General features: G+C 32.9%; 19 protein-coding genes. 14 read left to right on the top strand and 5 right to left on the bottom strand.

Annotated features, from left to right (window positions below; all coding sequences use genetic code 11):
- Window positions 1-18 precede the first annotated feature (18 nt).
- A complete protein-coding gene (rnr, locus tag GKZ88_RS20000; RefSeq protein ID WP_155104085.1) occupies window positions 19-2,199 on the bottom strand; it encodes a ribonuclease R in 2,181 nt (726 codons plus the stop codon).
- A gap of 110 nt (window positions 2,200-2,309) precedes the next feature.
- On the opposite strand from rnr, the gene GKZ88_RS19995 reads away from it, so the two are divergent.
- The gene (locus GKZ88_RS19995) at window positions 2,310-2,543 is read left to right on the top strand and encodes a DUF2007 domain-containing protein (protein WP_155104084.1); all 234 of its coding nucleotides are present in this window, start codon (window positions 2,310-2,312) and stop codon (window positions 2,541-2,543) included.
- 778 nt (window positions 2,544-3,321) lie between these two features.
- The gene (gene rpiB / locus GKZ88_RS19990; RefSeq protein WP_155104083.1) at window positions 3,322-3,750 is read left to right on the top strand and encodes a ribose 5-phosphate isomerase B; all 429 of its coding nucleotides are present in this window, start codon (window positions 3,322-3,324) and stop codon (window positions 3,748-3,750) included.
- A 146-nt stretch (window positions 3,751-3,896) separates the two neighbouring features.
- On the opposite strand, the gene GKZ88_RS19985 is transcribed toward rpiB, so the two are convergent.
- On the bottom strand, window positions 3,897-4,166 hold the full coding sequence (locus GKZ88_RS19985; protein WP_155104082.1) for a DUF1294 domain-containing protein: 270 nt from the start codon (window positions 4,164-4,166) through the stop codon (window positions 3,897-3,899).
- Between the two features lie 116 nt (window positions 4,167-4,282).
- Between GKZ88_RS19985 and GKZ88_RS19980 the strand changes: the two genes are divergently transcribed.
- On the top strand, window positions 4,283-6,406 hold the full coding sequence (locus GKZ88_RS19980) for a Tex family protein (protein ID WP_155104081.1): 2,124 nt from the start codon (window positions 4,283-4,285) through the stop codon (window positions 6,404-6,406).
- Between the two features lie 78 nt (window positions 6,407-6,484).
- Here GKZ88_RS19980 and GKZ88_RS19975 read toward each other — a convergent pair whose 3' ends face one another.
- The gene (locus GKZ88_RS19975; protein WP_035646675.1) at window positions 6,485-6,661 is read right to left on the bottom strand and encodes a twin-arginine translocase TatA/TatE family subunit; all 177 of its coding nucleotides are present in this window, start codon (window positions 6,659-6,661) and stop codon (window positions 6,485-6,487) included.
- Window positions 6,662-6,871: 210 nt separating this feature from the next.
- Here GKZ88_RS19975 and GKZ88_RS19970 point away from each other — a divergent pair, with 210 nt between their 5' ends.
- The 9 genes from GKZ88_RS19970 (at window position 6,872) to GKZ88_RS19930 (ending at window position 16,750) form a co-directional block, all read left to right on the top strand.
- Window positions 6,872-7,372 carry a peptidase gene (locus GKZ88_RS19970; RefSeq protein ID WP_155104080.1) on the top strand — a complete coding sequence of 167 codons (501 nt, stop codon included), beginning with the start codon at window positions 6,872-6,874 and terminating at the stop codon, window positions 7,370-7,372.
- Window positions 7,373-7,383: 11 nt separating this feature from the next.
- Window positions 7,384-8,868: a GH3 auxin-responsive promoter family protein gene (locus GKZ88_RS19965; RefSeq protein ID WP_155104079.1), complete on the top strand. Its 1,485-nt coding sequence runs from the start codon at window positions 7,384-7,386 to the stop codon at window positions 8,866-8,868.
- Between the two features lie 9 nt (window positions 8,869-8,877).
- Window positions 8,878-9,267 (top strand): hypothetical protein, encoded by a 390-nt coding sequence (locus tag GKZ88_RS19960; protein ID WP_155104078.1) that lies wholly within the window; start codon window positions 8,878-8,880, stop codon window positions 9,265-9,267.
- A 120-nt stretch (window positions 9,268-9,387) separates the two neighbouring features.
- On the top strand, window positions 9,388-11,067 hold the full coding sequence (locus GKZ88_RS19955; RefSeq protein WP_155104077.1) for a hypothetical protein: 1,680 nt from the start codon (window positions 9,388-9,390) through the stop codon (window positions 11,065-11,067).
- Window positions 11,068-11,075: 8 nt separating this feature from the next.
- The gene (locus tag GKZ88_RS19950; protein ID WP_155104076.1) at window positions 11,076-12,053 is read left to right on the top strand and encodes a hypothetical protein; all 978 of its coding nucleotides are present in this window, start codon (window positions 11,076-11,078) and stop codon (window positions 12,051-12,053) included.
- Between the two features lie 5 nt (window positions 12,054-12,058).
- The gene (locus GKZ88_RS19945; RefSeq protein WP_155104075.1) at window positions 12,059-13,363 is read left to right on the top strand and encodes an oligosaccharide flippase family protein; all 1,305 of its coding nucleotides are present in this window, start codon (window positions 12,059-12,061) and stop codon (window positions 13,361-13,363) included.
- Window positions 13,364-13,374: 11 nt separating this feature from the next.
- A complete protein-coding gene (locus GKZ88_RS19940; RefSeq protein WP_155104074.1) occupies window positions 13,375-14,394 on the top strand; it encodes a glycosyltransferase family A protein in 1,020 nt (339 codons plus the stop codon).
- A 15-nt stretch (window positions 14,395-14,409) separates the two neighbouring features.
- Entirely contained in the window at window positions 14,410-15,474 is a 1,065-nt protein-coding gene (locus tag GKZ88_RS19935) for a hypothetical protein (protein WP_155104073.1), read from the top strand.
- Entirely contained in the window at window positions 15,446-16,750 is a 1,305-nt protein-coding gene (locus GKZ88_RS19930) for an O-antigen ligase family protein (RefSeq protein ID WP_155104072.1), read from the top strand. The genes GKZ88_RS19935 and GKZ88_RS19930 overlap by 29 nt, the downstream gene beginning before the upstream one ends.
- On the opposite strand, the gene GKZ88_RS19925 is transcribed toward GKZ88_RS19930, so the two are convergent.
- On the bottom strand, window positions 16,719-17,795 hold the full coding sequence (locus GKZ88_RS19925; protein WP_155104071.1) for a glycosyltransferase: 1,077 nt from the start codon (window positions 17,793-17,795) through the stop codon (window positions 16,719-16,721). The genes GKZ88_RS19930 and GKZ88_RS19925 overlap by 32 nt on opposite strands.
- 181 nt (window positions 17,796-17,976) lie before the next feature.
- On the opposite strand from GKZ88_RS19925, the gene GKZ88_RS19920 reads away from it, so the two are divergent.
- Together GKZ88_RS19920 and GKZ88_RS19915 are read left to right on the top strand one after the other, a co-directional pair.
- Window positions 17,977-18,960: a UDP-glucuronic acid decarboxylase family protein gene (locus GKZ88_RS19920; protein WP_056196753.1), complete on the top strand. Its 984-nt coding sequence runs from the start codon at window positions 17,977-17,979 to the stop codon at window positions 18,958-18,960.
- A 34-nt stretch (window positions 18,961-18,994) separates the two neighbouring features.
- Window positions 18,995-19,762, top strand: a complete 768-nt coding sequence (locus GKZ88_RS19915) for a glycosyltransferase family 2 protein (RefSeq protein ID WP_155104070.1) — start codon at window positions 18,995-18,997, stop codon at window positions 19,760-19,762.
- Between the two features lie 198 nt (window positions 19,763-19,960).
- Here the strand turns inward: GKZ88_RS19915 and GKZ88_RS19910 are convergent, their stop codons facing one another.
- Complete coding sequence (locus GKZ88_RS19910) at window positions 19,961-20,491, bottom strand: ORF6N domain-containing protein (protein WP_155104069.1); 531 nt, start codon at window positions 20,489-20,491, stop codon at window positions 19,961-19,963.
- Window positions 20,492-20,503 lie beyond the last annotated feature (12 nt).

Below are 20,503 nucleotides of genomic sequence, written 5' to 3'. Positions count from 1 at the left end.
TATTTTTTTAATTAATACTTATTCAGCTCGTCGCAAAAAATGAAAATCAAGTTGTTTTTTAACTAGATCGGCATTTTTTACTTTAACATAAATTTCGTCTCCTAATTGCAAAATGCTGTTTGAAGTAGCTCCAACCAATGCATATTGTTTTTCATCGAAAGTATAGTAATCATCTTTAATTTCTCTGATTCTTACCATTCCCTCGCATTTGTTTGAAACGATTTCAACATAAATTCCCCATTCAGTAACACCAGAAATAACGCCCAAGAATTCTTCATCCTGATGATCCTGCATGTATTTAACCTGCATGTATTTGATACTGTCTCGCTCAGCATTAGTCGCTAAACTTTCCATATTTGAACAATGCAGACATTTGGTTTCATAAACTTCTTCATCTACAGAAGCGCCTCCATCTAAATAATACTGCAGCAATCTGTGTACCATAACGTCTGGATAACGACGAATTGGCGAAGTAAAATGGCTGTAATAATCAAAGGCCAAACCATAATGACCAATATTATCAGTCGAATATTTGGCTTTGCTCATACTTCTGATCGCCAGCGTATCAATAAGATTTTGCTCTTTTTTACCGTTTACTTCTTCCATCAAAGCGTTCAATGATTTCGAAATATCACCTTTGTTACGGAAATCAATTTTATAACCAAATTTAGCAATTACAGTTTGCATCGCAATTAATTTGTCTTCGTTTGGTTCGTCGTGAATTCGGTATACAAATGTTTTCTTTTGTTTTCCAATGTATTCCGCTACTTTTCTATTCGCTAAAAGCATGAATTCTTCAATAAGATGATTAGCATCTTTTGAAATTTTGAAATAAACACCTTCTGGTTCACCTTCAGCATCAAGATTGAATTTTACTTCTACTTTATCAAAAGAAATAGCACCATTCTGCATTCTTTTCTTTCTTAAAATTTTCGCTAATTCATCTAATTTTAAAGTCGCTTCAACAATTTCATCAGAAACTACATAAGATTCTCCGGTAATTGAAATATCAACTGGAATCGTATTGTCTTTTGTTTCAATGATATATTGCGCTTCTTCATAAGCAAAACGCTGATCAGAATAAATTACTGTTCTTCCAAACCATTGGTTGATAACTTGCGAAGTTGGAGAAACTTCAAAAATAGCAGAGAACGTATATTTTTCTTCATTTGGGCGAAGTGAACACGCAAAATTAGATAAAACTTCCGGAAGCATCGGTACTACTCTATCAACCAAATAAACTGAAGTTGCACGTTGATATGCTTCATCATCCAGAATTGTACCTTCTTCTAAATAATACGAAACATCAGCAATATGAATTCCGATTTCGAAATTTCCATTATCTAACTTTTTGAAAGACAAAGCATCATCAAAATCTTTTGCATCTTTTGGATCTATCGTAAACGTAAGCGTATCACGCATATCACGACGTTTTGCAATCTCAGATTCCTGAATCGAAGTATCTATTTTTTGAGCATAAACCTCTACTTCTACCGGAAAATCTGCCGGTAAACCGTATTCAGCTAAAATCGCATGAATTTCTGTATTGTGTTCTCCAGGTTTTCCTAAAACTCTAATTACAGATCCAAACGGACTATCCGCTCTTTTTGGCCAATCTTCTATGGTAACTAAAACAACATCACCGTTTTCTGCTTCTCCAATTTTATCTTTCGGAATAAAAATATCCGTATACATTTTAGGATTTGCAGTCGATACAAAGGCAAAATTCGCCTGAATATCGATTACTCCAACAAACTCTGTTTTATTTCTTTCTACAACTGAAATTACTTCACCTTCAGGTCTTTTACCTTTTCTGCGGTTATAAACGTAAACTTTTACTTTGTCTTTATCCAGTGCGCGATTCAAATTATTGGTCGGAATAAACACATCTTCTGCAAAATCCGGACAAATGAAATAAGCTGTTTTTCTGCTTGTCATATCAATTGTTCCTTCGTAATAATCCTGGCTTTCGGCTTTTACTAAATATTTCCCAGGTTCAGATTCAATTATCTTTTTTGAAGAAGCCAAAATTTTTAAATCTTTTATAATCTGATTTCTGCTTTTTGTATCATCAAGTTCAAGCTTTGCCGCTATTTGTTTATAATTGAATGCTTTATTAGGGCTTTGCGATAAAATTTTTACTATCTTACTAGAGAAATCTTTCTCATTTTTTATCGGCTTTCTAATTTTCTTACTCATATATCTTTTCTTATAAGGTTTAAAATTACAAATAAGATATCAGATAATAGATTTTAACAATTAGAATTATTAAAAATATAACTTTTCGTACATTTATAAAAAGACCTAATATGGAAAGCTTTAAAACCATTGCGGTATTCAATTATCAGCACGAAACTGTTGTTCTGAAACACTTATTAGAACAAGAAGAAATTCCATATTATTTTGAAAACGAAATGACGCTTTCTGTCGCTCCAATGTATTCGGCAGCACTTGGCGGTATCCGACTCAAAGTTCATCCCAACGATTTCGAAGAAGTACAGCAAATTCTGGACAACTTAAACAATCCTCTCAAAATCGTTTAAAAACGTTCTTTTTTCCAAATTCAAAAATTTTTTTTCCTTTTCAACTTTTTTAGTTTTCAACATATATTAAATACAACAAAAAAAGATTTTTAAAATTTTATAAAAAATGTTGGTTATTATAGTGTGTTAATATGTCGAATAAATTTATTTTTAAAAGTATTGAAATGAAGTTTCTCTTAGTTATTGGCAGTTATTAACATAGTTATTTGGAGTTAAAAGTTTAATTTTTAAGGTTTTTTGAATTTTAATTAACAACGGTTGACAACCAAAAATGAATTCATTTTGTAGATAAGTTCAGATGTTGATTTTTGTTGAAAATGGCATTTTTGATATTGATAACTTTTCTAAAAATTAATGAAACTTTATTAGGATTTTTAATTCCAGTTTTGGATTAGGTTTTTTTTTGACACAACCAAAAAAAACTTCTAATTTTCTTTTCGAACTTATTAACAAATAATGTTAACTTAAAGTTAATTGAATATCAACGAATTACGATTCGCTATCAACATTTCAAAATTTTAACAAAAACACTGTTTATTATTTATTGATTATGAGAGACTTATATACTTATTAAAATTGTTAATAAGTGATAAGGTTTTGACAGTGAAATAGTTGTAAAATAAAGGTTTTTGCAACGAATTACACGAATGTACACGAATTTATATTGTAATGTTTAGATTATATTCATAAAGAAAATAATTTGTGAAAATTGGTGTAATTCGTGGCAAACATTTATTAATTGAGTAAATTTGTACTACACAACTAAATAGTATAGAAAATGAAAATTTCAATAGGAAATGACCACGCTGGACCAGAATATAAAAAAGCAATTGTTGAAATGCTGAAAGCAAAAGGACATGAAGTAACAAATTATGGAACTGACACTGATGCTTCTGTAGATTATCCAGATTTTGGACATCCAGTTGCAAATGATGTTTCTGAAGGAAAAGCTGATTTTGGAATCGTGATCTGCGGAAGCGGAAACGGAATTGCAATGACGGTTAATAAACACCCGAAAGTGAGAGCTGGTTTATGCTGGACTAAGGAAATTGCTTATTTGACACGTTTGCATAACGACGCTAATATTGTAAGTATTCCGGCGCGCTTTACTTCTATTCATCAAGCAGTTGAAATTGTTGAAACTTTCTTGGAAACCGCTTTTGAAGGCGGAAGACACCAAAATAGAGTGAATAAAATTGCTTGTTAGTAAAACGTCAAAAAAAATCGGGTGCTTCGCACCAATAAAGGATAAACACACCGGGCGGATTTTTATAATTCATCCGGTTTTTTATTTAATGTATTTAAAATCATCTGATTAAAATGGTTTTTTCAAGTTATTAACATTGTTAATATCTATATTTTTTCAGTTAAATAGAGGTAAACTAAAATACCCTGAAGCAAAAAAATAAGCGAGAATTTGACAATAAATGAAGTTTTACTCGTTTTATGTCTAAAGAAAAGCATTGCCGTTAATAAACCTGGAGTTCCTCCGATTAATTGCAGAAAGAATAGCGTATTTTCGGGGATTCTTCGTTTATTTTTTCGAGCTTGATATTTATCATATCCGGCAAGAATAAAAACGATGATATTTATAAATAAAAAACAGAGTAAAAAAATTTCCATTGGTATAATATTAAAAACAAAGATATTATTTTAGCCAAACGGTTAGTGATTTTCCTTGTATATTTTAACAAGTAAATTATACTGATTTATAATTAAGAATTTATTTCATTAAAAGTATGACTAATATTCAATTCATTGCCAAGTCTGTTCAAACTGCAGCAATTAACATTCAAAACACAGTAAAATTACTTGAGGAAGACTGTACGATTCCGTTTATTTCGCGCTACCGAAAAGATACAACCGGAAATCTTGACGAAGTTGTAATTGAGCAGATTGCAAAATTGCAAAAAGACTACGATACTCTTGTAAAACGTAAGGAAGCAGTTTTAAAATCGATCGAAGAACAAAAAGCGCTTACGCCAGATTTGAAGAAGAAAATCGAAGAAAGCTTTGATTTGCAAGAAATTGAGGATTTTTACCTTCCGTATAAAAAGAAGAAAAAAACAAAAGCCGACGTTGCACGCGAATTTGGTTTAGAACCTTTGGCGAAAATTATTATGTCAGAAAGTGATGTTGATGTTGATTTTATTTCGACACAATACATCAATGAAAATGTTATTAACGAAGAAGCTGCGATGCAAGGCGCACGAGATATTGTGGCCGAATGGATCAACGAAAATATTTATGTTCGTAAACAGCTTCGTAGATTATATCAGCGGAAAGCAACCATTGGAACCAAAGTTGTAAAAAAGAAAGCTGAAGAAGAAGGCGCACAAAAATTCAATCAATATTTTGACTGGGAAGAACCGTTGACAAAAGCACCGGCGCACCGATTATTGGCAATGCTCCGTGCAGAAAATGAAGGTTTTATTAAAATGAAAATTGATGTTGATATTGATGATGCTTACGATGTTATCGACGAAATCATCATTAAAAAACAAAATAATACAACAGCTCATTTACAGTTAGCAATTGAAGACAGTTATAAACGTTTACTGAATCCAGCGATTGGAAATGAAACGCTGCAGGAAGCAAAAGCAAAAGCCGATGCCAATTCGATTCAGGTTTTTGCTAACAATTTAGGACAGTTATTATTAGCGCCGCCTTTAGGAGAAAAGCGAATTTTGGCAATCGATCCAGGATTTAGAAGCGGCTGTAAAGTAGTTTGTCTGGACGAAAAAGGAGATTTATTATACAACGAAACGATTTATCCGCACGCACCTCAAAATGAGGAAGCAATGGCGATCAAGAAAATCCGTTCGATGGTGAATGCGTATCAAATAGATGCGATTTCAATTGGGAATGGAACGGCTTCACGCGAAACCGAATTTTTCATCAAAAAAATCGCGTTCGACAAACCGGTGCAGGTTTTTATTGTTTCTGAGGCTGGAGCTTCGGTTTATTCGGCTTCAAAAATCGCCAGAGAAGAATTCCCTAATTATGATGTAACCGTTCGTGGTTCAGTTTCTATCGGCCGCCGACTTTCAGATCCGTTGGCTGAATTGGTAAAAATCGACCCAAAAGCGATTGGAGTAGGACAATATCAACATGATGTTGACCAGACTAAATTAAAAGAAGAATTAGACAGTACGGTAATTCGCTGCGTAAACTCGGTTGGAATTAATATCAACACAGCAAGTAAACATTTATTAAGTTATGTGAGTGGAATAGGAGAGAAGCTTGCTGAAAACATCGTACAATATCGTTCTGAAAATGGTCCTTTTGAAGACCGAAAGCAGTTGAAAAAAGTGCCTCGTTTAGGAGATAAAGCCTATCAGCAAGGCGCAGCGTTTATTCGAATTACAAATGCTAAAAATCCATTGGATAATTCGGCAGTACATCCAGAAGCTTATCCGGTTGTGGAGAAAATGGCAAAAGATTTGAAACTTTCAGTAAACGACTTAATTGCAAACAAAGAGAAAACAGCGCTTATTAAAGCCGAAAATTATATTACACCTGAAATTGGTTTACTTACATTAAAAGATATCATAAAAGAGCTTGAAAAACCTGGATTAGACCCAAGAAAGTCGGCTAAAGTTTTTGAATTTGATGCGAATGTAAAATCGATTAAAGATGTAAAAACGGGAATGATTCTGCCTGGAATTGTTAATAACATCACCAACTTTGGCTGTTTTGTTGACATCGGAATCAAAGAAAGCGGATTGGTTCACATTTCGCAATTAAAAGCCGGTTTTGTAAGTGATGTAAACGAAGTGGTGAAATTACATCAGCATGTTGATGTAAAAGTTACTGAAGTTGATGAAGACAGAAAAAGAATTCAATTGACGATGGTATTGTAAAAATTCTAATAGGAGATAAAACAAGAAAATCCCAGACTACAATTTGTAATCTGGGATTTTTAATTCGTTTTGACTTTCTTATTTTGTCTCTTCTTCTTTTTTAGAAGCAGCAGGCTGATCGTCTTTAGCAGCGTTTTTAAATTCTTTAATACCGCTTCCTAAACCTTTCATTAATTCTGGAATTTTTTTACCTCCAAAAAGTAATATCACAATACCTACTATAACAAGGATTTCTGTAAGACCTAATCTTCCCATGATTGTATATTTAATGCCGAAGCAAATTGATTTTCGTTTTCACCGCAAAGGTATATAGAATATACGAACAACAAGAGTTTTTGGATTAAAATATTTGTTTCTTACCGCGTTAAATATTTTATAAAATAATAAAATTACTTTATTTGACGTTTTTTCTTCACTATCATCAATACTATTAATTGCTATATTTGCTCATAATAATCATCCAAAATGACTAAAAAAAGATTTGATTTCAGAAAAAAATTATTCATCAAAAACCGACTGGTAATTTTGAATGAAAACACATTTGAAGAGATTTTTTCATTTCGGCTGACTTTAATGAATGTTTTTGTAACGTTTACTTTAGGCGGAATATTTTTAATTTTAGTAACCACTTTCATTATTGCGTTTACGCCATTGCGCGAGTTTATTCCGGGCTATTCTTCAACTGAATTGAAACGAAATGCAACTAGATTGGCAATAAAATCAGATTCTTTGGAAACGGCGCTAAAGAAAAATGAAGCCTATTTGCAAGGTGTTCAGAAAGTTTTGAGAGGCGAACTGGATTATGCAAAATTCAATAAAGACTCCATTTTGGCAGAAGTTGATGAACCTTCTGAAGTGAATATGAAAGCTTCTGAAGAAGAAATTAAACTTAGAGAAGATGTTGCCAAAATAGAGAAAGAGTCGGGCGAAAACAAAACCAAGAAAAAGAAAAGCGACAAAAAATAATACCATATCAAATGTCAATTAAATCGATAGCAGCAAAAATTTTTGCCCGCAAAATATACAATCAAACTCAAGCTTGGTCAAATAAACCGGTTGCAACGCAGTTTGAAGTTTTTAAAAGTTTGATTCAAAATGCCAAAGAAACTGAATTTGGAAAAGATCATCATTTTGGAAGCATAAAAACAATTGAAGATTTTCAAAAGAATGTTCCAATTCGGGATTATGAAGACTTGAAATTGTATATTGAAAAAGTAAAAATTGGCGAAGCAGATATTCTTTGGAAAGGAAAACCGATCTATTTTGCCAAAACTTCTGGAACAACTTCTGGCGCAAAATATATTCCGCTGACCAAAGAATCAATGCCATTTCATGTTGAAGCGGCGCGTAATGCGATTCTGCATTATATTCACGAAACTGGAAATGCCGATTTTGTTGACGGAAAAATGATTTTTTTGCAGGGAAGCCCGATTTTAACTGAAAAACACGGAATTAATTTTGGAAGACTTTCTGGAATTGTAGCGCATTTTGTTCCGAAATATTTACAGAAAAACAGAATGCCTTCGTGGGAAACCAACTGTATTGATGATTGGGAAACCAAAGTAAACGCTATTGTCGACGAAACAATCAAAGAAGATATGTCGGTTATTTCAGGAATTCCATCTTGGGTACAAATGTATTTTGAGCGTTTACAGCAAAAAAGCGGCGGAAAAAAGATCAGCGAAATATTCAAAAACTTTAATTTGTTTATTTATGGAGGCGTTAATTACGAACCGTATCGCGCCAAATTTGAACAAATGATTGGCAAAAAAGTAGACAGTATTGAATTGTTTCCAGCTTCCGAAGGATTTTTTGCATATCAAGATTCTCAAAAAGAAAAAGGAATGCTTTTGTTATTGAATTCTGGAATTTTCTACGAATTCATAAAAGCTGATGAATTCTTTACCGAAAATCCAAAACGATATACAATTGGTGAAGTAGAATTGGGTGTAAATTATGCTTTAATTGTTTCTACAAATGCCGGACTTTGGGGTTATAATATTGGTGATACTATTCAGTTTACTTCTTTGGCTCCGTATCGTGTCATAGTTTCAGGGCGTATCAAACATTATATTTCGGCTTTTGGCGAGCATGTTATTGCCAATGAAGTCGAAAATGCAATGAAAGAAGCAACCGCCGGAACTAATATCGTAATAAACGAATTTACCGTTGCGCCTCAAATTACGCCGTCAAGCGGATTACCGTATCACGAATGGTTTGTTGAATTTGAAAACGAGCCAGATAATATGCAGGCTTTCGCCGAAGCAATAGACGATTCGATGCGAAAACAAAACATTTATTATGACGATTTAATTACCGGAAATGTTTTGCAAAAAGTAGTTATAAGCAAAGTTTCTAAAAACGGGTTTCAGGAATACATGAAATCACAGGGAAAATTGGGCGGTCAGAATAAAATTCCGAGATTGTCTAATGACAGAAAGATTGCGGATAATTTGAAATAAAAACAGAATTTGGATTTTCATAAACCTTATGAACAAAATAGAAATAGAGACTGTGATTTTATAGTTCAGTATCGTTTTTTTTCTCCCGAAGAAGGTGGAAGACCAATTGGAAACCCAAGTCAGGGATATCGCTCTGATTTTATGTATTCTGGCGATGAAAATAAAAAACAATTGTGGATGATTTGGCCTGAATTTTTAGATAACGAAGGTAATATCATTTTAGATAAATCATTACAAGTTCCGACTTCAGGAAAGGCAAAAATGTGGATATTAAGTGAATCCCTTATAGAACTTCATAAAGGAAGAATTAAAATTGGATTAAAAGCTTTTTTCATGGAAGGGCGATATAAAACTGCAGAATGTGAAATCATTCAAATTGTGAATCCTAATTTGAAATAAACGTTATAATTAAATCACATTTCTAGTTTTCAACTAAAATAATATTAATATTTCCTACTTTCGTTTATCGAAAAGGTAGAATGATCTTCACTATTAGCAAGATCTTTAAAATAAAATAGCATGAAAGAAACCAAACATATATCAAGATCAAGAGCGCAGGAATCATCTGCGGCTATTGAAAAAATGTACATTACAATGCGCCATTTATTCAACCGTGGTTTTTATAAACCAATGGGAGTTTCCGGCGATAGTTTAAGAGAATCATTATTGGCATTACGCCCTGAAATCTATGGAAATATTGCTGAGGAAAAAGTAGAACTAAACGGACTTTTATACGTTATAGAACGTCTTCCAATAGGAATTGAACAATGCCGATTCATCAATTTAACTTCAGACGAAGGATATTCAAAATCACATTTTCAGCCAATTGTTCCTCCAAAAAGAAGAAGAAATTGTTACCGAATCGACGAGGAACAAATGAATGTCGAAATCACGCGCGGACGTTCAGACATTTATGATATCCTGACGCATTTGACTTTCATTTTCATCGAATCACATAAAATCAAAAACAGGGTTTTAATTGACGATGGAGGAGAAGTTTCGCGCGATTGGCTAAAACTAGAACAAGCCGTTACGCAGACAAAAAAGCTTTCGCAGATTGAAAAAGAAAAAGCAATTTCGCACGTTGCGAATATATTAGCCAGAACTTTTGAAGAAGTTTTGGATATTTATGACGCTTTCGGTTCAGAAAATGCGCCAGATCGCTTCTTGCACGTCATTTATTGGTTAGGAAAATTGGCAATCGAAGAAATTGTCGAAAACAATAAACGAACTATTACTTTCAGTCCCGTTTTGCGCGAGCGTCTAGGACATCATATTCACGGAGAAATCTGGGCAACAAACATCAAGGAAGTTTTAAAAGCAAATGATCTTTTAAAACGCCCAATTCATGTGATCAGTGCAAACATGCACAGTGTGATGAACTCGATTTTTGCGACGCCATTATTAACGTCAAAATATAAAGGGAAAAGTGATTTCCATATTTATGAAGAATTAAGCAGTTCTGGTTCAAAAGAAATTAGAGGTCAGGTTGAAGAATTGGCTTTGAAAAACGGAATGATTTCTTTGCTAGATACTTCTGGAACAAACATTGACGTTCAGATTTTTGATACAGCTAAAATTGATTTGTCAAAAACAGCCTTTACAAATGCTAATTTTGGAGAAGAAAAACCAGTGTTGATCGTGATGGATTATGCATTTGGAGAACAGGCTTACGAAACAATCGACGAACTTTTAAAACCTTATAAAAAAGAAACTTTACTGAATGTAAAATCGGTTTCGATTATGGGAAAAGCCGGAATTCTGGAAGGCGGAAAAGGCGATATTATGATTCCGACAGCGCATATCAACGAAGGAACGGCGGATAATTATTTCTTCGAAAATGAATTAACCGGTGCGATGTTCGAAGGAAATGATATTGCTGTTTGTGAAGGCGCAATGGTTACCGTTCTTGGAACTTCATTACAAAACAGAGATTTATTGAAATTTTTTCACGAATCGACTTGGGGGGTAATTGGCCTTGAAATGGAAGGTTCGTATTATCAAAAAGCGATTCAGTCGGCATCTAAAATTAGAAAAAGTGTGCCGCACGATATTAAAGTTCGTTACGCGTATTATGCTTCTGATAATCCATTGGAAACTGGAAGCACATTGGCTTCGGGCGGACTTGGAACAACCGGCGTAAAACCAACTTATTTGATTACCATTAAAATTTTGGAACAAATTTTCAACGTAAAATAAAGCAATACATGAGTACAAACGTACCCCAAAATACAGATCAGGAAATAGATATTTTTCAGCTTTCAAAAAGTATTGGTGGTTTTTTTGACCGTATTAATAGATCTATTTTTAGAGCGATTCAGTTTTTTATCCGAAACTGGATTGCGATTCTGATTTTGGCTGTACTCGGAATTGCGCTCGGATTTTATTTGGATTCAAATAAAAAGTCATTTCAAAATCAGGTTGTTGTAACGCCAAACTTTGAAAGTGTCGATTATTTGTATGCCAAAATCGATTTGATTCAGTCGAAAATTGTTGCTGGAGATGTTGATTTTTTGCATCAAGTTTTTGGAAATTCAAGTCCAAATGCCATCAAAAGAATTGAAATTAAACCAGTTGCTGACGTTTATAAATTTATCGAGGACAAAGAACAAAATCTTGAACTCATCAAATTAATGGCTGAGGTAGGCGATGTAAAAAAGGTTTTGGAAGATAATGTAACGAGTAAAAACTATACTTTTCATACCATTACTTTTACGTCAAGTGGAGAAATAAGCGAAAAAGAAATTGTTGAACCGTTACTAAAATTCTTGAATAATTCGGAATACTTTGATGCTGCGCAAAAAATTGGATACAAAAATCTAGAGCGCGAAATTGCGCAAAACGATACTATTGTTTCGCAGATAGATCAAGTTTTAAAAGGACTTTCAAGTACGGCAAAAAGTGATAAAGTGGTTTATTACAATGAAAATCTGCAGCTGAACGATATCTTAAAAACCAAACAAAAATTGATTTTGGAACAAGGAAAAAATAAAATCAGATTAATGAGTTCGGACAAAACGATTAAAGAAATTAATTCGACACTTAATATAAATGAAAACAAAGTCGTGAACGGAAACCTTAAAATCTGGTTCCCACTTTTCTTTATTTTTGTTTTTGTTTTGATTAGCATGTTTGGAAAATTTTACCGTAAACAGCTTGCACTTTCAAAAGCAAGTCAACTTTAAACCCATTGAAAGCCAGTTCTATTTTTGAAAGATTTTCAAGGAATCGATTTTTAAGGCAGAGTTTCAGCACTTTATCTCTACGTGTTTTTGGTGCGTTGCTTTTGTTTGGATTTACCGTTTTTTTGACAAAAAGCTATAGTCCAAAATTAGTTGGCCAATATGATTTTGTACGTTCCTTTTTGTTGTCTATCGGGAGTATGTGTTTGCTCGGTTTTGATCAGTCGATTATCTATTTTAAAGGGAAATTGGCAAGTCAAAACGCACTTGACGAATTAAAAAATATATACATAAAAATGGTTCTGATGCTTTTGGGAACTTCATTGATTGTGTTGCTTTTAATTGCAGTCATCAGTAAAGAAACGATTAACAATTATTTTTCAGATCATGCGGTATATTCGATTTTACTAAAAGGAACTCTAGCATTGTTTTTCTCGGGATTATCGATTTTAAATACAGAAGTTTTCAGAGCATTAGATAAATTATATGTTGCCGAATTATTCCGAAATATCATTAAATATATTCCGTTGATTATTGGTTCGGTTATTTTATTTTATTGGCATAAAGAAGAATATTTAGTTGATGTTTTTTTGTTAGGATTTGTTTTTCTTGCGGTACTGAGTTCGATCTTTGTTTTGGTTTATTTTCGAAAAAATTCGGTTTTAAAAACGGCTGAAAATTTTTCGCATAAAGAAATATTTTTAAAATCATATCCAATTGCCATCAGCGCAATGGCATTGTTTTTATTAATGTGTTTTGATATTATGTTTCTGAAGAAATACAGAAACGATGAAACCGTTGCTTTTTATTCGGTTGGCGTTAAGATTATGACGATTATTTCGATAATAATTGTGAGTATAAATATTACCGTTTCGGCTAAAATTGCAGAGTTTTTTGCGAGCCATAAAATGGCAGAATTAATAGAAGTTTCAAGAAATAGTGCCCGCTTAATCTTCGGAATAACATTGCCGGTTATCTTATTGATCAGTTATTTTTCAAAATCTATTTTGTCAATTTTCGGACATCAATATGTTGTGGCACAGCAGGCATTTTTAATTTTGATTATTGGTCAAGGCATTTGCTCGGCATTTGGTACGGCTTCGGTTTATTTGAATATGACGGGAAGACAGCATACTTTTCAGGTCATTTTAATGATTGCGGTTGTGATTAATTTCATTTTGAACCGATTTTTAATTCCGATTTACGGAATGACAGGCGGCGCAATTGCATTTGTTGCAAGTTCTTTTTTCTGGAATCTTGCTTCGGCTATTGTTATTTATCGAAAGGATAAAATAAAAGTGTTTTTGCATTAAAAAATTGTGCTATGAACATCGAGAAAGAAACTTTACTTTTCAGCATTATTATTCCCGTTTACAACGTTGAGGATTATTTACCGCAATGTTTAGACAGTATTTTGTGCCAAAGTTTTTCTGACTTCGAATTAATTTTAGTCAATGATGGATCAACAGATTCTTCGCTGGAAATCTGTCAGCAATACAAGCAAAAATTTCCTCAGATAATCTTGATTGATAAAAAAAATGGAGGTTTGTCTGATGCCCGAAATACAGGTTTAAAAGAGGCAAAAGGCGAGTATATTATTTTCACAGACAGCGATGATTATTGGCAGGGAAAACAGGTTCTGAAAGATTTGAATCATTTAATTTCCAAGACAAATCCAGACATAATCATTCATGAAGAAAGCCGTTTTTTTGCAGAAAATGATGTACACTGCAAATACAATCAGCGATTTATAAAAAATAAAAGCGGGAAATTTGAAGAGGAGATTTTAAATCTGGTTTATCACGATTTATATGTTGCTTCGGCTTGGGATAAAGTAATTAAAAGAACAATTTTAATCGAAAATGAATTGTTTTTCCCTGTCGGAAGAAAATCCGAAGATGTTGAATGGTGCGGAAAATTGATGTATTATTTCAAGACTTTCAGTATTTATTCGAAATCATTTTATGTTTATCGTCAGGCGCGCCAAGGTTCTATTACAACCACGGTGAGTACAAAACATATTGAAGATGTTTATGAAATGGTAAAAGACGGAATGAATTCGCCGAAAACGCAATCAGAAGTAATAAACAAAGCAATAGAGAATTATTGGGCCTGCAATTATGTTGTAATTCTAAAAGATTTTTATGTTTTGTCGTCTGAAACAAAAAAACAGATTTGGCATGATTTAATTTCCTGGAAATATCTTCTTAAAAAAGGACGCAATGTAAAAGTGGACAAAGTGATGAAATTCTATAAATTTTTGTCCTTTAAAACATTGATTTTCTTTTTGAATGGTTACCGATTAAAAAGAAGCATGAACAAAAAACGCAGAGCTTCAAAATAAAATACAGATAGAAATATGCAATTATTGATCAAAAAAAGCACCGCAGCATTTTTGCTGATTGCTGCAGCTAATTTAGTTGTGGCATTTTTGGCTTTTTTTGTTTTGCCTCCAAAATTTTTCTACGATTCCGCCATCATAATTTATGATAAATACAATGAAATTGGCTATTTCGGAAGTTATCCGTTGACCATTTTGTTCTATAAAATTATAGGTTTTAGGTATTTGCCTTTTCCTATAATTGCATTAATTCAATTTCCGATTCTTATCTATATTTTGTACAAAATAGGAATTCCGAATAATTTCGAAAAACTGAATATCAAGAATATTTTAGTGTATCTCGGCTTTTTTATGATTGCGATTTTCATTTCAATGCCTTCAAAAGAATTTATAACCTATTTGTTTATTGCCGTAATTGTTTTGTTGTGCCGAAATGAGCGGTTTTCGTTCCAAAAAACCATTTTCATTAGCGCATTGCTTTTAATTGTTTTTGGAGCCTTATATCGGCCTTATTTTGCTTTAATTCCGATTGTAGGCGGCGGAATGTACTTGGTAAGTTTTATTAATTTTAAAAACAAAACGGTAAGTACAATTTTCTACGGATTGTTGATTGCTGTTTTTCTTTCTTTGAGTTATGGCATTTTAAAGGGAAAGTATTTTTCTGAAATAAGCAGGGAAGTGGTGAATAACGCCCGAATGGCTTCCGGCGATGCCAATTCAATGATCACTTCGCCTGTAAAAACAGACACTTGGTACGGAGAAATTGTTGGAATCTTTTATGGTTTTTTTACCGTCAATTTGCCAATAAATGGCCTAAAATATATTCTTTCGCCTCAAATTGTCATTTTTGTTATTTGGCAGCTTTTATTGTTTTATATTCTATTAGTTCGTTTTTCGAAGTGTTTAAAAGACAGAAAAAAATTCCGTTATGAGCTGTTGATCATGTTTATTTTGTTTTCGTTTTTTATTCTTCAAGGCGTTTTTGAACCCGATTTAGGTTCGGCAACTCGGCATAAAATCGGAATTTTTCCTTTAATCTATTTTGCACTGTATTATGAGCATTTCCGAAAAGAATTTCAATAAAATATTTCATGTCTTTTTATGTCTGATTGCGGTTACGATGATTTTCAGAAAACCGTGTTCATTGCTGATTATTTTGTTTGCAGCGTTCAATTTGATTTTCATCAAAAAACTGAAATATTCCAAAAAACAACTGCTTTTAATGGCTTGCATTGCATCGCCAGTTTTATTAGAATTGCTGCTTTTTTGGAACAATGATTCTTTTGCAAGAGGATTAAAAGCGATTGAAAAAAGTACATCATTGGTAATTTTTCCGCTCTTTATAATTGGAAATTATCAGCGTGTCAAATTTTTTAAAATCATTCAGACCTATGTGATTTCTACAACGGTTTTTATGATTTTTTTCCTGACCAGATTTATTATTGTTTATCCAGATTTGGTAGCAAAATATGTAAATCGGATTGATTTATGGGAAATGGGTTATCAGTTTGCAGACAGTATAGGAATTCATGCGCCGGCATTAAATATGCATTTGGCTTTTGTAACGGTTTGTGCACTGTATTTTGTTTTTGAAAGCTTTAGAAATCAGAAAAAAATCGGTTTTAAAATAACAAGTGTCGCTGTTTTCTTGTTCTCATTTTTCTTTGTGCTTTTGGTAAATACCAGAATGGCGCTTATAAACACTTTAATTGGGTTTTTAGTTGTTTTCTTCTACGAAATCCAATCAAAATTCAATTTAAAAAAGATTCTTTTAACAAGTTCTGTAATTGTTATTTTATTGGGTGGCATCTTGTTTTTATTCGTTCAGAAGAACCCTTATATGAAAGAAAAATATTCGTCGGTAACTTTTGCTTATATGGATAAAGTTGGCAAACTGGACGAAATTGATCATCCAGAAATTAAGGTTTTTAATTCGCTGGTAACGCGGGTTTCAATCTGGAAATCGGCTTGGGAATTGGCTGTGCAACATCTTCCTTTTGGCGTTGGCGCTTCTGATGGAAAACCAGAGTTAAATAAATATTACAAAGCTACAAATCAGCAGTTTTTGGCGAAATATGAATTCCCAACGCACAATCAGTTTTTAGATTTTTTATTGAAGTTCGGAATTCTTGGTCCTATCGTCGTAGTACTTTATATTTTTACGATTGGTTATTTAGGTTATGATTTAAAAAATGCGATGATAGTTTCATTTTTTCTGATTTTCTTCACCTCAAACCTAGTAGATGATTTTTTACTCCGTTTTGACGGAATTGCCTTCAGCGGATTATGGTTTTCAATTTTTGGAAGTTATTGGCTGCAGCAGAAATTTATTCTTGATAAAGCGCCAGAAGCTGTTTAAAATTTTGATTTTTATCGAATAAATTGCGACATCTATCCAAAGCATTTTGACCAAATTGTAATCTTGTTTCTTCGTCTTTTAAAGTTTCGAAGAATTGATCTAACTCGGCGATATCAGTAAAAAGAAAACCTGTTTTTCCGTGCAAAACAGCATCTTTGTTTCCAATAATATTAGTGGCAATAATTGGTTTTTGCAGTGCCATTGCTTCAAGAACGGCAATTGGCAAGCCTTCCCAAAGCGAGACTTGCATATAAATATCAACATTGTTCAATTCTCTTAAAACTGTTTTTCGATCTAAAATCCAGCCCGTAATTCTAATATTTGGAGCTGTAATTAAATGTTTTAATTCGCCGTCGCCAATCCATACAAAGTTAAAATCGGGAAATTTTAAAGCGATTTGATTGAACATTTCTGGATTTCTGGCAGCAGTAATTCTGGCCATAATCCCAATCGTTAATTTTTCGTTTTGATGAGGTGCATAATGCTCTTGAACATTGTCAATATCAATTCCGTTTCGGACTAATTTTGCAGGACCAATTTTTTTTGCAATTTCTTGTTCGGTATCACCGCAGGCAACAATTGTTCCTCCAAAAAAACGCTGAAAATTCTTTTCGATTCCCCAGTAAATGTTTCTGGCCGTTTTTGAAATATCAGTTCTTAAAAACGAATAACCGTGAGGCGTATAAAAGAGTTTCTTTTTTTTGAATAAGAAAAAATAAGCCACACGACCCAAAACTCCAGCCTTAGAAGAATGGAGATGAATAATATCAGGATTGATTTTTTTAATCTCCTTAGCTAAGTTGTACGCCGATTTTAAATCTTGAAAAGGAGAAAGCTCCCGAACCATATTGACCTGGATCAGTTTAACGCCATCTGAAAACTCAGATTTTATTTTTTGAGCATCAATTTCTTTTCGATTGCCACTGTAAATAATAGTGGTTTCTATATTTTTGTTTATTTCGTCATCTCCAAAGAAAGTCGATAAATCTCTAAAATAGGTATAAACGCCGCCACCGAGCGCCTCAATAATATGTACAACTTTCAAAATAGTGGTTTTATTTGTGGGTAAAAATAGAGAAATGAGTTTAATAATTATCTGAATCCGTAAACTTCTTTTAATATATGCTTTGAAGTGCCATTTGAAAGGAAAGATATTTTATTACATTTGTGCGTCTATCTTGAGTTTTAACATTGAATAAAGCTCAAAAATGTTCAATAAATCAATTATGAAAAGAATACTTATTACCGGTGCTGCAGGGTTTTTAGGATCACATTTATGTGACAGATTCATTAAAGAAGGCTATTTTGTTATTGGAATGGATAACCTGATTACGGGCGATCTTAAAAATATTGAGCATTTATTTAAGTTAGAAAATTTCGAATTTTACCATCACGACATCACCAAGTTTGTTCACATTCCTGGTGATTTAGATTATATTTTGCATTTTGCATCCCCTGCAAGTCCAATCGATTATTTAAAAATCCCTATTCAGACTTTAAAAGTAGGATCTCTGGGTACACATAATTTATTAGGTTTGGCAAGAGTAAAAAAAGCAAGAATTTTGATTGCTTCAACTTCTGAAGTTTATGGCGATCCGCTGGTTCATCCGCAAACAGAAGAATATTACGGAAACGTAAATACAATTGGCCCGCGCGGTGTTTATGATGAAGCCAAACGTTTTCAGGAATCAATCACTATGGCGTACCACACTTTTCACGGCGTAGAAACCAGAATCGTACGTATTTTTAATACTTATGGTCCAAGAATGCGACTGAATGACGGACGTGTAATTCCTGCTTTTATTGGACAGGCTTTACGCGGAGAAGATTTGACAATTTTTGGAGATGGAATGCAAACACGTTCATTCTGTTATGTGGATGATCAGGTTGAAGGTATTTTCAGATTACTGCATTCCGATTATGTATATCCGGTAAATATTGGAAATCCAGATGAAATCACAATTAAAGATTTTGCAGAAGAAATCATTAAGCTGACAGGAACAAATCAGAAAGTGGTTTATCATCCTTTGCCAATAAATGATCCTTTACAGCGTCAGCCAGATACTACGAAAGCGAAAGAATTGCTTGGCTGGGAAGCAAAAGTAAGCCGTTCTGAAGGAATGAAAATTACGTATGATTATTTCAGATCGCTTTCAAAAGAAGAACTTTCTAAGGAAGAACACAAAGATTTTTCTAGTTACATAAAATAAGAAATAATACATTTCTGAAAGCATCATAAATCTAATGAACGATTTAGTATCTATTTTAATTCCGACCTATAATACTGAAAAGTTCATTAGAGCAACTTTGCAATCGGTTCAAAATCAAAGTTATTCTAATTGGGAAATGATTTTAGTTGATGACGCGTCAACAGATCAGACGGTTGCTATAATTGAGGAATTTGCTCAAAATGACAACCGAATCAAATTATTCAGATTAGAAAAAAATTCAGGAAATGGTTTTGCCCGAAATATAGCTTTAGAAAAAGCATCGGGAAAATACATCGCTTATTTAGATGCCGATGATTTATGGTTTCCTGAAAAATTGGAGAAACAAGTTCAGTTTTTAAAAACAAAGAATCTTCCTTTTACGTTTAGTTTTTACGATTGTATCGATGACGATGGAAATGATTTGAAAAGAAGAGTTGAAACTCCGGTACCACTGACTTATAAACAGCTTTTTTTTTGTAATTACGTTGGAAATCTAACTGCCATTTACGACGCGGAATTTTTTGGAAAAATTAAATTAGAATCGTCACAAAAAAGACAAGACTGGCGATTGTGGCTCACGATTTTAAAACAAATAAAAACGGCAGAAGCTATTCCGGAACCGTTAGCTTTTTACAGAATTAGGAAGGATTCTATTTCTTCATCAAAATTCAAATTGATTAAACACAACTTTGGTGTTTACAGAGAATTCCATGGTTATAATCTTGTTTTTTCTGTTTTGTTGATGATGAGGTTTTTGTTTACTCAGTTGATAATCAAACCAAAATATATAAAGAAAATTTAAATTTCAACTTGAAGTCGCAAATTGCGACTTCAAGTTTCAAGGTCACAATTTGTGACCTTGAAGAATTTCGTATAGAATTGGAGGTCGCAATCTGCGACCTCCAATTTTTTCAAGTCGTTTTGTTATAATTAATCACAAACTTGAGGTCACAATTTGTGACCTCAAGTTTTTAAGATCACAATTTGTGATCTTAAAGAATTATTTTTTATAGCCAATCTTTACTCTTTCAGATTCATTTTCTTTCTTTTCAGTCAACTCATCCAAATAGGAAAATACCAATTCAATATTTTTATCGTGATTTTCTAACTTCTTCTGAATCTGTAGAATATCGACTTTAATTTCTGTTGTATCCAAAAGCATTTGTCTCACTTTTGTGAAAATCCTCATAATTTGAATGTTTGTCTGAATAGCTTTGTCACTTTTTAAAATACTTGAGAGCATTAAAATCCCATGTTCTGTAAAGGCATAAGGAAGATATTTTAAGTTTGAACCTCTTCCATTCTTCAAGGTCGCAATTTGCGACCTTGAAGAATTATATTCATTTTCAGTTAGTTGAAACATAAAATCTTCAGGAAATCTAGACAGATTTCTTTTAACTTGTTCATTTAACCTTTTAGTTTCAACGTCATAAAGCAATGCCAAATCGCTATCTAGCATTATTTTTTGACCACGGATAAAATATATTTTATTAGAAATTGTTTCTTCAGAAAGTAAAGAGTGATCTTCCATAAGTTTTTAATT

The sequence above is a fragment of the Flavobacterium sp. LC2016-01 genome, from assembly GCF_009711135.1.
GTDB lineage: Bacteria > Bacteroidota > Bacteroidia > Flavobacteriales > Flavobacteriaceae > Flavobacterium.
This window is presented reverse-complemented; position numbering and strand designations above follow the sequence as displayed.